This window comes from Parabacteroides sp. AT13, from assembly GCF_002272965.1.
Taxonomy (GTDB): Bacteria; Bacteroidota; Bacteroidia; order Bacteroidales; family Tannerellaceae; genus Parabacteroides; species Parabacteroides distasonis.
In genome coordinates this window covers 2796202-2809473 of sequence record NZ_NQMH01000001.1, presented here as the reverse complement: position 1 = coordinate 2809473, position 13272 = coordinate 2796202, and the positions used below count along the sequence as shown (strand labels likewise).

The window sequence follows — 13272 nt, the reverse complement described above, 5'->3', positions numbered from 1 at the left end:
ATTTATAGGCAGCACATCTTTGTATATATAGATCACCCCGATAGACTTACCGGATCGCCGGAAGCTATCGGGGTTTAGTTTTTATTTGAACCCTCCTTGGCAGATCGGTTATTTGATACCTAACTTGGCTTTGATCGCTTTAGGCAAGGCATCTTTATGAACCACGATATTCATGGTCTTATAACGGACAAACGCCTTGGAAGCATACCAAATACCGTTATACTTGCTGTTGGTTCCCCAAGAGTTCTTTACCATATAATACTCGTTCCCCTCTTGATCCTTGGCGATACCGTAGATCTGCATACCATGGTCGTCTGTCGTCTCGTAATTATCGTAAGCCAACTGACGCTCTGCTTGGGTACACCATTTCTGAGGTTGCGGTTTTGTGTTCAGCTTCTTTTCCTCCGGTTTCAATTTCAACCAATGAGCCATATCGGAACCGCTCAACTCCTGTACCTTCTCATCATCAGGCATAACGGCCACTCCGTCACGAGTAAAACCAGATTCGCTCACATCGGAACCCCAAGCGATCGTATAACCCGTATTAATCGCATTATCAAAGACCTCCATAAACTCATCCAGCGGCAAGTTATACGACATACCGTGACGCCAGTTATCCTGAATCTCTAGCGGGAACTGGGTATAGAACGGATGATGCGTATAAGAAGTCAATGAGACATAATCCGAAGCCTTCAAACCTGTAGACTCGAAGAAAGATTTCGGTGTATATTCCTTCCCTTTATACGTGAATTTCTCAGGAGGAACCCCCAAGTAGATCTGATGTACCGCAGCGACCGCCTTCTTCCATAACATGGCGTTATTCTCATCAGACTGCAATTTGCGTAACTTTCCCTTGGCGATAGCGGCCACCATAGCGTCCGTCAAGGCGGAAAGCTCGGTATGGTTACTCAACGTATCGGCATACATCATGCCCGGGCGCATCTCCTCTTCCGGAACCAAGCCGAATGTTTCCATTCCATAAAGCGCATCATAGAAAGATCCACCTTGCGAGAACGAAACATCCCCATGCGTACGCACAGCAGCGTCGGCACGATCCAGATAGGTGTTATATACCGTAAACATCTCGGATAAGTCATACTCGCCCTTTCCCATACGAAGCAACTCCGACTCCAAGAAAGAGTACGAGGAGTAGCACCAGCACGTACCCGCACGATTTTGGTTCTTAACAGATGTAATGGGGTTCTCTTTCACGGTCGTGAACACGAATCCCTCCTCACTCACCTTCTTATCCGTGTCTTGCGCTTGGATCGTAGCGGACATAGTCAGAGCGAATAGCATGCTTGAAACTAGAATTGTCTTTTTCATGTAATTTTATATATTTATATTAGTATTAAGTCCGTATCGACCGCAAATGTAAGTTTTTTATCCGTAGCTAACTCTACAAAGTCGTACGTATTTGAGATATTTTATCTAAGTTTGCCTCTTCAGAAAACATAATATATAACTAATTATCTGCAAAATGAGAATATCTATTATCGGTTCGGGTAATATCGGTGGAGCGATCGCCCGAGGTTTAGCGAAAGGAACCATGTTCAAAGCCTCTGATATCACTTGTACCGCCCAATCGGACGAGACCTTGGAGAAGATGAGAAAGATCGATCCGGACTTTATCTTGACCCATGATAACGTGGAAGCGGCACGAAACGCTGATATCATCATCATCGCCGTTAAACCTTGGCGTGTAGAAATGATTATAGATGAGATTAAGTCGGTGCTCGACTTCGAGAAACAAATCATCGTATCCGTAGCGGCTGGCGTGACTTTCGACCTGTTGAATACTTATTTGACCAAGAATACAGACTTCGATTGTCTGGCTACTCCCACGATCTTCCGGATCATGCCCAACACGGCTATCGAGGTGATGAGCAGCATGACTTTCGTTTCCGCCCGCAACGCCTCCAAGGAGCAAACGGATCTAATCATCCATATCTTCAACGAGCTTGGCAACGCCATGTTGGTAGAAGAACGGTTGATGGGCGCAGGAACAGCATTGGCTTCCAGCGGCATCGCTTTCGCCTTGCGTTATATCCGCGCGGCGATAGAAGGCGGCGTGGAATTGGGTTTCTATCCGAAACAAGCGCAAGAGATCGTGGTGCATACCGTGAAAGGCGCCGTTGATTTATTGCTCGAGAACAAAAGTAACCCGGAGATGGAAATCGATAAGGTAACAACTCCGGGCGGAATCACGATCAAGGGTCTAAATGAGATGGAACTTTCCGGTTTTACCTCTTCCGTGATCCGGGGGCTGAAGGCCAGTAAATAAAAATAGGCAGACAAAGTAGTTTGCCAGCACCAATACGCCCCGAAATATGCTGACAAACTACTTTACCTGCCCTCGGCAGGTTTATGTTCTTTCCGCCTAGTCATTTCCATCTCCAACATCCGGAGTTCCCGGCTGGTCTGCCCCGCGACAGAAGTATTCTCTTCCGCACGCCGGATCAAATACGGCAGTACATCCCTTACCGAGGCGTACGGTACGTATTTGGTTACGTTATATCCCGCATGGGCTAAATTGAAGGAAATATTATCGCTCATTCCCAATAGCTGCGCAAAGAAAACACGGGAGTCATCGCGGGCGATCCCCTTCTCGTCCATCAATTTCGCCAACTTATAATTACTCTCCTCATTATGAGTTCCCATAAACATCTCAAAACGATCTAAATGATCCATGGTGAAACGGACCGCCGCATCATAATTCTCGTCCGTGGCCTGCTTATCTTTACAAATCGGATCGGGATAATCCAACGCCGCCGCACGGGCACGCTCCGCTTCCATATAAGCCCCGCGCACGAATTTCACGCCCGCAATATAACCTTTCGCCACGGCATCATCGTAGATACGACGCAGATAAGGCATCCGGTCATGACGATACATTTGCAAGGTAGCGAATACGATCGCACGTTTCTTGTTGAACTTACGCATCGCCTCATCGGTCAACGCATCAATGGCATCTTGGAAACAATAATCCTCCGCATCCACTAAAATACGTACGTCGTTATCGTAAGCCCGTTGGCAAAGCGCCATAAAACGCTCGCGGAACTCGCGGAAATGCCGGACATCGTCTATCGTAAGCTCTTCCCGTTTCTCGGAAGCTTTGGCCAGTAACTCATCGGTCGTGATCGTGGATGGTTTGAATACGGCATAGGCCAGATTCGTATTTCCTTTCGCAAAATCTATCGAGCGCAAGGTTTCCTCGAAAGTCGCCTGTATGCCCTCCGGGGTCTGCTCGCTCTCCGCCGAATAATCGAGCGTCGATTTCACGTTGTATTTCATCAAGTGGTTGATGGCTGCGGAACAGTCTTGTAAAGTTTCTCCCCCAACGAACTGTTTATATAAGGTAGGCTTCACCGCCCAAGCCAGCGGGAAATGTATTTTCAAGGCTATACTCGTGGCTACTTTAGCGCATTTTACCAACCAAGGATATTTTATCGTATTAAAAAGCCAGTAAGCATTTTGTAGTTCTCCCCGCGACTTCGACGAGAAAGCGATCTCGGTATTGTTAAAGTCTAACATATTGTATGTAGATAAAGGTAACGTCATAGCGTAGAGACGGGGCGTGCCCCGTCTCCCCCACAATCAGTTGGTATTTCTTAATTATGACAATTATTTCTCACCTAAGAACGGATACCCGTAGCTCGTCGGAGGAACCAAACATTCCTTGATACAACGAGGATTCGTCCAACGAATCAAGTTCAGCGGGCCACCGGCCTTGTCATTCGTTCCGGACGCACGGGAACCGCCGAACGGTTGCTGGGCGATCACGGCGCCGGTCGGTTTATCATTGATATAGAAATTACCGGCCGAATAGCGCAAGGTATTGAATGCCTTATCGATCGCATAGCGATCACGGGCGAAAATAGAACCCGTCAATCCGTACGGAGAAGTACGATCACAAAGTTCCAAAGTCTCCTCATATTTAGCGTCGTCATATACGTAGATCGTAATCACCGGCCCGAAGATTTCCTCTACCATGCTCTTGAACATCGGGTCCGTGGTCTGGATAACCGTTGGCTCCACGAAATAACCTACAGATTTGTCCCCGTTACCACCAAAAAGAACCTCTGCGTCCGGAGACTGTTTCGCATAATCGATATAACTCATGATGTTATCGAACGAAGCCTCATCGATCACGGCATTGACAAAGTTCGTGAAATCCTGCACGTCACCCATCTTGATCTCTTTCAGCATATCGCCCACGTAATCTTTCACCTCTTTCCAGAGAGAAGCCGGGATATAGGCCCGGGAACCCGCCGAGCACTTCTGCCCCTGATACTCGAACGCGCCGCGTACGATAGCGGTAGCCACATCCAACGCCGGAGCGGAAGGATGAGCGAAGATAAAGTTCTTGCCACCTGTCTCGCCTACGATCTTCGGATAAGATTTATAATGCCCCAAGTTCTCTCCGATCTGACGCCACAAGGTATTGAACGTAGAGGTAGAGCCCGTAAAATGGAATCCCGCCAAATCACGGCTACCCGTAATCACCTTACCGATCACGCTACCCTGTCCCGGGATGAAATTCACTACGCCATCGGGCAAGCCGGCCTCTTGGAAAACCTTCATCAAGAAATAGTTCGAATGGATCGCCGTAGTAGACGGTTTCCATACCGCCACGTTACCCATCATAGCCGGAGCCATATTCAGGTTGGAAGCGATCGACGTAAAATTAAACGGCGTGAGCGAGAACACGAAACCTTCCAAGGCTCGGTATTCCATACGATTCAATATACCCGTCTCGGAATAGGGTTGATCGGCATATACTTGACTAGCGTAGAAGGTACTGAAACGCAAGAAATCGATCAATTCGCAGGGAGCGTCGATCTCCGCTTGGAACGGATTCTTGCTCTGTCCCAACATAACCGAAGCGTTCAGGATATAACGATATTTCGTAGCCAACAACTCAGCTACACGAAGCATAATAGACGCACGTTCCACCCATGGAAGTTCTGACCATTCCTTATGCGCTTTCATGGCGGCGTCGATAGCCATTTGTACTTCTTTCTCGCCCGCCTTATGATAAGTAGCCAATACATGATGATGATCATGAGGCATAACGACCTTACCGGTATTACCCGTACGGATCTCTTTTCCGCCAATTACCAGAGGTATATCCCATTCCTCGGAACTTATCTGCGCCAACGCTTTCTTTAAGGATGCTTTTTCACTTGATCCGGGAGCATACGCTTTTACCGGCTCATTAATGGGTTTAGGAAATCTAAAAATAGCATTATCCATAATACTTCAGATTTTTTAAATGGTTATTCAATGAAACTTTCTGCTGTAAACGTAGCAAATTTATTTTAAAACAGTGGCGTGTAAACGTTAATATATATCAACCAAAGATAAGCTCATTTCACGGTCTATACAATGATCTAAAAGACCTCTCCCGAAAACAATCCGCGAAAGCTGTTTGTTACATTAACATATTAATCATCTTAAAGGAATAAAATTATGGCAATTAAAAGAGTTTGGATTGAAGAGGATTGCATCGCTTGCGGTACATGCGAGGGCATTTGCCCGGAAGTATTCACTGTTACAGATCGTTCACGTGTAAACGAAGGAGTTAATTTCGATGATTTCGAGGCGGGTATTAAAGAGGCTGCCGAAAGCTGCCCGGTCGAGGTTATCAAATACGAATAGACGAAAACACATTAACCCTTACTTTTCCTTCCTAGATAAAATCACAGAATCATTGCGCGATCTATAATAACACGTTACCTTTGCGGAGGTAAGGTTAATAACATTAACTTCTTACGGGAATAGAAAGAATCAAAATAAGAAATAAGAAGTAAAATGAGAAAATTAGTATTACTGAGTTTTGTTATTGTCGCCTCTTTGCAATTTTGCGGGGCGCAATCATTAGATAAGATGCAATGGTTCAACGAGCCGGAGCAATGGGAGATTAAAGACAAGTCACTTTCCATGCAGGTCACTCCCCAAAGTGACTATTGGAGGATTTCCCATTACGGGTTTACGGTAGATGACGCTCCTTTTTATTATGCGACTTATGGGGGTGAATTCGAAGTGAAAGTCAAGATAACCGGCGATTACAAGCAGCGTTTTGACCAAGCCGGCCTGATGCTTCGCATCAATCATGAAAATTATATAAAAGCCGGTATAGAGTTCGTGGATGGTAAATACAACCTAAGCGCGGTCGTTACGCATAAGACCTCCGACTGGAGCGTTATCACCTTAGACAAAGCGATCCCTTATGTATGGATAAAAGCTGTCCGGAGATTGGACGCCGTGGAGATCTTCTACTCATTCGATGATAAGGAATACACCCTTATGCGTAACGCTTGGCTACAAGACAATATCCCCGTACAAGTCGGGTTTATGGCCGCTTGTCCCGACGGGAAAGGATTTAATGTGACATTCGAGCATTTCAAGGTAAAACACCTCCCGGATCAGCGCCGGTTAGAATGGCTAAAGAAAAATGCCGAATAGCTTATAATTGCCGGACATATCATGTATGCCCTTATCAAGGATCATGAGGTGAAGGAGATTATATTGATGAGGTAATCCTATCTATTTGCTTAAATTAATGGAATAATTCTGACACATCTCTTTTTAAAAAGGGCTCAATCAGATACTAGAAGATGGTAAAAAGCACGTTTGAAGGCCATTTTCCACTCAAAAAGCCTTGCTTTTTCACACGGATACCGGCGTAAAGTGATGCGACTAGCGGCGTTATCCCATACAATAGGAGACGTAAAGCGATACATTTAGTCTCATGAAGCGATATAACCGTATGTAAATACGCTCCGATCCGGATAAAAACAAGGCTTGCGCTCTAATAAATATGAACTAGGATGAATTCCTTCAGCTAGAATAAACACCCTTTTTTCGATAATAATCAAGGGAACAAGTAGTTGCTGTTATTTTTTCCCGTTTTTAGCAACAAGGTGTACCTCCGTCCGGAATATGCGACTCTCCGGCACTTGAGTTTACAAAATGTCAAAATGATAATCGCCCATATATATAAATCACCATTCTCCATCCGGAAGCAAATGAAGCGCCTATTCATTATAATCCTCAACCATCCTATCCATACCTGTTAATTAGAAAAGAAAACAAGGGCTTTCACCTTCTTTTTGCTTTTTATTCCTATCTTTGGAGCGACATAATACAATAACTTCAGCAAAATGAACGAACAGATACAACAAATCGCAGAGCGTCTGGCCGGATTACGGGACGCACTGGAGATTACGCCGGAAGAAATGGCAAAGGTCTGCAACCTCACGACTGAGCAATATTTGCTGCTGGAAAGCGGCACGGTTGATATTTCCGTTAGCGTATTGCACCAGATCTCACAGGCTTATGGCGTAGAATTAACCACGTTGATGTTTGGCGACGAGCCTAAAATGAGTACGTACTTTATTACTCGTAACGGAAAAGGTGTTGCCGTAGAGCGTACGAAAGCCTATAAGTACCAATCATTGGCCGCCGGTTTCGTCGGACGTAAAGCGGACCCCTTCTTGGTAACCGTACATCCCAAACCAGAGGATGAGCCGATGTATCTCAATTCCCATCCGGGGCAAGAATACAATATGGTATTAAAAGGACGTCTGTTACTACAGATCAACAATAAAGATCTTATCTTAGAAGAAGGTGATAGTATTTATTTTAACTCAGAGCTTCCTCACGGTATGAAAGCGCTGGATGGGGAAAAGGTCAGTTTCTTGGCCGTCATTTTATAAACGATCAACAGCATGTTAGAAAGATTTATAGATAAAACGACGTTTGAGTCGCAAGAAGATTTTATTAAAAACTTCAAGATCAAGGTTCCGGAGAACTTCAACTTCGGATATGATGTGGTAGACGCTTGGGCGGAGGAAGAACCTGATAAGAAAGCGTTATGTTGGACAAACGATCATGGAGAGCATATTGATTTTACGTTTGCCGACTTGAAACGGTATACGGACCAGACGGCTTCTTATTTCCAATCCTTGGGGATCGGACATGGCGATATGGTGATGCTGATACTCAAACGCCGTTATGAGTTCTGGTTCTCTATCATCGCATTGCATAAATTAGGGGCTGTCGTGATACCGGCTACACACTTACTGACCAAGAAAGATATCGTTTATCGTGCGAATGCCGCCGATATCAAGATGATCGTTTGCGCCGGAGAGGAAGTGATAACGAAACATATCATAGAGGCTTTGCCGGACTCACCGACCGTAAAAAGTGTTGTATCCGTAGGGCCGGAAATACCGGAAGGTTTCGAGGATTTCCAACAGGGTATCCAAAACGCCGCTCCTTTCGTCCGCCCGTCTCACCCAAATAGCAATGACGATATCTCTTTGATGTATTTCACCTCCGGTACGACTGGAAACCCGAAAATGGTGGCCCACGACTTTACGTATCCGCTGGGGCATATCGTGACCGGTAGTTTCTGGCACAACTTGCATAAGGACAGCCTTCACCTGACGATCGCGGATACGGGCTGGGGCAAGGCAGTTTGGGGTAAGCTATATGGGCAATGGATCGCCGGAGCGACCGTATTTGTTTACGACCACGAGAAATTCACGCCTGCTGATATGTTGCAGATGATACAGGATTACCGGATCACCTCGCTTTGCGCTCCTCCTACGATCTTCCGTTTCTTAATTCGTGAGGATATGACTAAATACGATTTATCATCTTTACAATATTGTACGATCGCCGGCGAGGCCTTGAACCCCGCCGTGTTCGACACGTTCTATAAGTTGACCGGCATTAAATTGATGGAAGGCTTCGGCCAGACAGAGACTACGCTGACAGTCGCCACTTTCCCGTGGATGGAGCCGAAACCGGGCTCTATGGGTGTTCCCAACCCGCAGTACGATGTCGATTTATTGCGTCCGGACGGAAGCCGTGCGGAGGATGGCGAGCAAGGACAGATCGTGATCCACACAACAAATGGCAAGCCTATCGGGTTATTCAAGGAATATTACCGGGACGCAGAACGTACCCGGGAAGCTTGGCACGATGGCCTGTATTACACGGGAGACGTGGCTTGGCGTGACGAGGATGGTTACTTATGGTTCGTTGGCCGCGCGGACGACGTGATCAAGAGTTCCGGCTATCGTATCGGGCCGTTCGAGGTGGAAAGTGCCTTGATGACTCACCCTGCGGTAGTGGAATGTGCTATCACCGGTGTCCCCGACGAGATCCGCGGACAGGTAGTAAAGGCCACGATCGTATTGGCGAAGGATTATAAGGATAAAGCGTGTGATGCCTTGGTCAAAGAATTGCAAAATCACGTGAAACGTGTCACCGCTCCTTACAAATATCCCCGTGTTGTCGAATTCGTGGACGAACTGCCGAAAACAATCAGCGGAAAGATCCGACGGGTAGAGATCCGGGATAAAGATAATAAATAATAAATCATAACTTTCTTGAAAAGGATCGCTGTAAAAATAGGAAGCAATGTCCTGACCCGCAAGGATGGGACGCTAGATATCACCCGCATGTCCGCGTTGGTTGACCAAGTAGCGGACTTGCACCGGCAAGGTATGGAGATCGTCTTGATCTCCTCCGGTGCCGTGGCTTCTGGACGAAGCGAGATAAAGGCCGGCAAAAAGCTGGATCCCGTATCAGCCCGGCAACTGTATTCGGCGGTAGGACAGGCCAAGTTGATCAACCGGTATTACGAGTTATTCCGGGAGCATGGCATGACTTGCGGGCAAGTGCTTACTACAAAAGAGAATTTCGGGAGTCGTACGCATTACCTGAACCAGAAGCATTGCATGGAGGTAATGCTTGAAAACAAGGTGATCCCCATCGTAAATGAGAATGATACGATATCCGTAACCGAGCTGATGTTCACGGATAATGATGAGTTATCCGGCTTGATCGCTACGATGATGGGAATGGATGCCTTGGTGATTCTCAGTAATATAGACGGGATTTACAATGGAAATCCGTCGGACCCGGATAGTTCCGTGATCCGGGAAATCGAATGTGGGAAAACAGATTTGTCGGAATATGTACAGACTAGCAAATCATCCTTTGGACGGGGAGGTATGTTGACGAAATGTCATATCGCCCAAAAAGTGGCGGACGAAGGTATTGCGGTTATCATCGCCAACGGCAAAAAGGATAATATCCTTCCGATGTTATTGGCGGTGGATAGCGACACGGTCTGCACCCGTTTCATTCCGGCCTCGAAACCCGTCAGCAGCGTAAAGAAATGGATCGCCCACTCCGAGGGTTTCGCCAAAGGGGAAATACATATCAATAAAGGAGCCGAGGAGGCATTGACCGCCCCGAAAGCGACTAGCGTATTATTGGTTGGAGTAACCCGCATCGAGGGTGATTTCGAAAAAGATGATATCGTAAAGATAATGAATGAGGAAGGCGTGCAAATCGGCGTAGGCTGTACCGCCTATGACAGCGAGGAAGCACGTAAGCAAATAGGGCAACGGGATTTAAAACCGCTTATACATTATGATTATCTATATCTGGATTAAAAAGTATGAATGTAAAAGATATGCTGCGACAGGCATCGGATGCGGCTAAACAATTGATAACGCTATCGGATCAAACGATTATCGGGATCTTAAAGGAGACAGCGCAGGTTCTACGGACTCATACGGAGGAGGTACTCGCCGCGAATCGCCAAGATCTGGAACGTATGGACCCAGCGAACCCGAAATACGACCGGCTGAAATTAACAGAGGAAAGGCTACAAGGTATCGCCGCCGATATGGAGAATGTATCGACATTACCTTCTCCATTAAATAAGGTCTTGAGTGAGACTATCCGCCCGAACGGAATGGTTATCCGAAAAGTAACCGTGCCTTTCGGGGTGATCGGCGTGATCTATGAGGCTCGTCCGAATGTTACCTTCGATGTTTTTTCCTTATGTTTCCGAAGCGGTAATGTTTGCGTACTAAAGGGTGGATCGGATGCGGACTTCTCTAACCGAGCCTTGGTACGCATCATCCATTCTGTATTGGAGCGTCAGGGTATAAATCCGGCTGTATGCACTTTACTACCTCCGGATCGAGAGGCTACGGCGGAATTACTGGGAGCGGTCGGCTTGGTTGACTTAATCATTCCTCGTGGAAGCAGTTCCTTGATTCACTTCGTCCGGGAACATGCGAAAGTTCCGGTGATCGAGACTGGCGCTGGTATCTGTCATACCTATTTTGATCGCTCCGGAGATAAAGGCAAGGGACGTGAGATCGTAAATAACGCAAAGACACGGAGGGTCAGCGTATGTAATGCCTTGGATTGCTTAATCATCCACCGAGAACGTCTATCTGATCTTCCGTATATCTGTGAAAAGCTTCCGGACAGCAACGTAATCATTTATGCGGACGAACCGGCTTATGCCGCTCTATCCGAACATTATCCGGAGACGCTTTTACAACAGGCTAACGAAAACAGTTTCGGTACCGAGTTCCTCGATTACAAAATGAGTATCCGTACCGTATCCTCTTTAGACGAGGCTCTATCACATATCGCCCGCTACAGTTCAAAACATAGCGAAAGCATAATCAGCGAAGATCCGGAAACTATCCGGCGCTTCCAGCAATTGGTAGATGCCGCTTGCGTATACGCAAATGTATCTACCGCCTTTACTGATGGGGCCCAATTCGGATTCGGGGCGGAGATCGGAATCAGTACCCAAAAGCTACATGCCCGGGGACCGATGGCGCTTCCTGAATTAACGACTTATAAATACATCATAGAAGGAGACGGGCAGACGAGAATATAGGAACTCGCCTGTCTCTTTCTTCTTGAACAACACTTAAATCTAAACGAATAATGTCAACAGTAATAGATTCAAATATTTTCAACACTTTAGTTTCAAATATATTCTATTCCTGTCCTTTAGGAGGGGCTATCTATGATACGGAAGGAAATCTGATAGACTTGAATAAGGCGATGTTCGCTCATTTTTCCTTGGCGGATAAGCATGACTTTATTATAGAACATCTATTTAATAACATCGTACTAACCGATTCCTTGAAGTCATCTTTAAGAAAAGGTGACGCAATTATATGCGAAGAGCCCGTCACGTTTAAAGTAGAACCCATCTATACCGATGAACAGGGGCTTAGCGGGTATACGCTTTGGCTTACGCAGCAGGGAGAAAAAGAAACTGACAGGGAAAATAAACTATTGATGGGACAATTGAACGAGAGCCGGATATTGATGCGGCAAGCGTTGGAAGACGGTAAATTAGCCGCTTACTCATTCAGCTTCGACCGTTTCTCCACTTGCGACAAAAAGCATTGTAACCGCTGTTTTCAATTCTACGGCACGACCAATACTCTATTAGATAAAAACAGGTTTATATGCAGGGCTTTATCATCCGTACGTAAGCCCGAGGATAGTTTGGATTTCTTCTATCTGTTCAATAAAATCCGGGACGAGAAATTATCGTCTCACAACGTCACCTTCCACCTGAGGAATCAAGACGGGACTTATAAGATGTATGAAATATCGGGTAAAAGCATGGATATTGATGAAAGCGGCACCCCACATGTCATTATAGGTAGCATTATCGAAAAGGAAAACGACGAGCTAGCTATCGCGGATCATCAGAAATCCAAGGATCTTTCCCTATTGAAATCTACGTTTCTGGCAAATATGACGCACGAGATCCGGACTCCGCTAAATGCCATCGTCGGCTTCTCCGATATGTTAGGACTGGAAGATGATCCGGAAATGCGTGAACAGTATATTTCCATGATTAAAGAAAATAACACGGCTTTGCTCGAATTAATCAATGACACGCTCGAGATGTCCAGAATCGAGTCCAATACGATCAATTGGTCATATGAGGATGTAAATCCGCTCGCTATCATGCACGATGTATACGAATACGCCTCTCCCCGCATATCCAAAAACGTACGGTTAATCTTGGATGATTCTCCAAACGTATCTCTTCACACGGATAAACATAAGCTTATGCTTATCTTGAAAAAACTACTTTCTAACGCCCTCCGATATACGGAGAAAGGAGAAATTCATTTCGGATACCAATCGTTGTATCCGGTCAGCGTGCAATTTTACGTGTCCGATACAGGTAACGGTATCCCGAAGGACAAACTGGGACATATCTTCGAACGATTCGTGCAATTGAACGAATTCCAGCCGGGCACCGGGTTAGGGCTTTCGATCTGTAAAGGTCTGGTCACCGCCATGGGAGGTACCATCTGGGTGAACTCGGAGGAAGGGAAAGGTTCTACCTTCAGTTTCAAACTACCCATAACACCTCCGGATACGATCTCTTAAACAATTCCTTGGTCT

At 46.1% G+C, this 13272-nt stretch carries 11 protein-coding genes; 8 read left to right on the top strand and 3 right to left on the bottom strand.

The window, feature by feature from the left end; translation table 11 throughout:
* Positions 1-108: 108 nt before the first annotated feature.
* Entirely contained in the window at positions 109-1326 is a 1218-nt protein-coding gene (locus CI959_RS11680; protein WP_095231447.1) for an aminopeptidase C, read from the bottom strand.
* A gap of 154 nt (positions 1327-1480) precedes the next feature.
* On the opposite strand from CI959_RS11680, the gene proC reads away from it, so the two are divergent.
* Positions 1481-2284: a pyrroline-5-carboxylate reductase gene (proC, locus tag CI959_RS11675; protein WP_005854240.1), complete on the top strand. Its 804-nt coding sequence runs from the start codon at positions 1481-1483 to the stop codon at positions 2282-2284.
* A 62-nt stretch (positions 2285-2346) separates the two neighbouring features.
* Here proC and CI959_RS11670 read toward each other — a convergent pair whose 3' ends face one another.
* Positions 2347-3534 (bottom strand): proline dehydrogenase family protein, encoded by a 1188-nt coding sequence (locus CI959_RS11670; RefSeq protein WP_008779995.1) that lies wholly within the window; start codon positions 3532-3534, stop codon positions 2347-2349.
* A 90-nt stretch (positions 3535-3624) separates the two neighbouring features.
* A complete protein-coding gene (pruA, locus tag CI959_RS11665; RefSeq protein ID WP_005854238.1) occupies positions 3625-5256 on the bottom strand; it encodes an L-glutamate gamma-semialdehyde dehydrogenase in 1632 nt (543 codons plus the stop codon).
* 216 nt (positions 5257-5472) lie between these two features.
* On the opposite strand from pruA, the gene CI959_RS11660 reads away from it, so the two are divergent.
* The 7 genes from CI959_RS11660 (at position 5473) to CI959_RS11630 (ending at position 13257) form a co-directional block, all read left to right on the top strand.
* Positions 5473-5661 carry a ferredoxin gene (locus CI959_RS11660; RefSeq protein ID WP_005854237.1) on the top strand — a complete coding sequence of 63 codons (189 nt, stop codon included), beginning with the start codon at positions 5473-5475 and terminating at the stop codon, positions 5659-5661.
* Positions 5662-5814: 153 nt separating this feature from the next.
* The gene (locus CI959_RS11655) at positions 5815-6468 is read left to right on the top strand and encodes a DUF1349 domain-containing protein (protein ID WP_005854236.1); all 654 of its coding nucleotides are present in this window, start codon (positions 5815-5817) and stop codon (positions 6466-6468) included.
* A 698-nt stretch (positions 6469-7166) separates the two neighbouring features.
* Entirely contained in the window at positions 7167-7721 is a 555-nt protein-coding gene (locus tag CI959_RS11650; protein ID WP_005854235.1) for a helix-turn-helix domain-containing protein, read from the top strand.
* Positions 7722-7733: 12 nt separating this feature from the next.
* Entirely contained in the window at positions 7734-9389 is a 1656-nt protein-coding gene (locus tag CI959_RS11645) for an AMP-binding protein (protein ID WP_009275612.1), read from the top strand.
* Between the two features lie 15 nt (positions 9390-9404).
* Positions 9405-10478, top strand: a complete 1074-nt coding sequence (gene proB, locus CI959_RS11640; RefSeq protein ID WP_005854230.1) for a glutamate 5-kinase — start codon at positions 9405-9407, stop codon at positions 10476-10478.
* Positions 10479-10483: 5 nt separating this feature from the next.
* Complete coding sequence (locus tag CI959_RS11635) at positions 10484-11731, top strand: glutamate-5-semialdehyde dehydrogenase (protein ID WP_095231446.1); 1248 nt, start codon at positions 10484-10486, stop codon at positions 11729-11731.
* Positions 11732-11781: 50 nt separating this feature from the next.
* The gene (locus CI959_RS11630) at positions 11782-13257 is read left to right on the top strand and encodes a HAMP domain-containing sensor histidine kinase (RefSeq protein ID WP_095231445.1); all 1476 of its coding nucleotides are present in this window, start codon (positions 11782-11784) and stop codon (positions 13255-13257) included.
* The last annotated feature ends 15 nt before the right edge of the window (positions 13258-13272 follow it).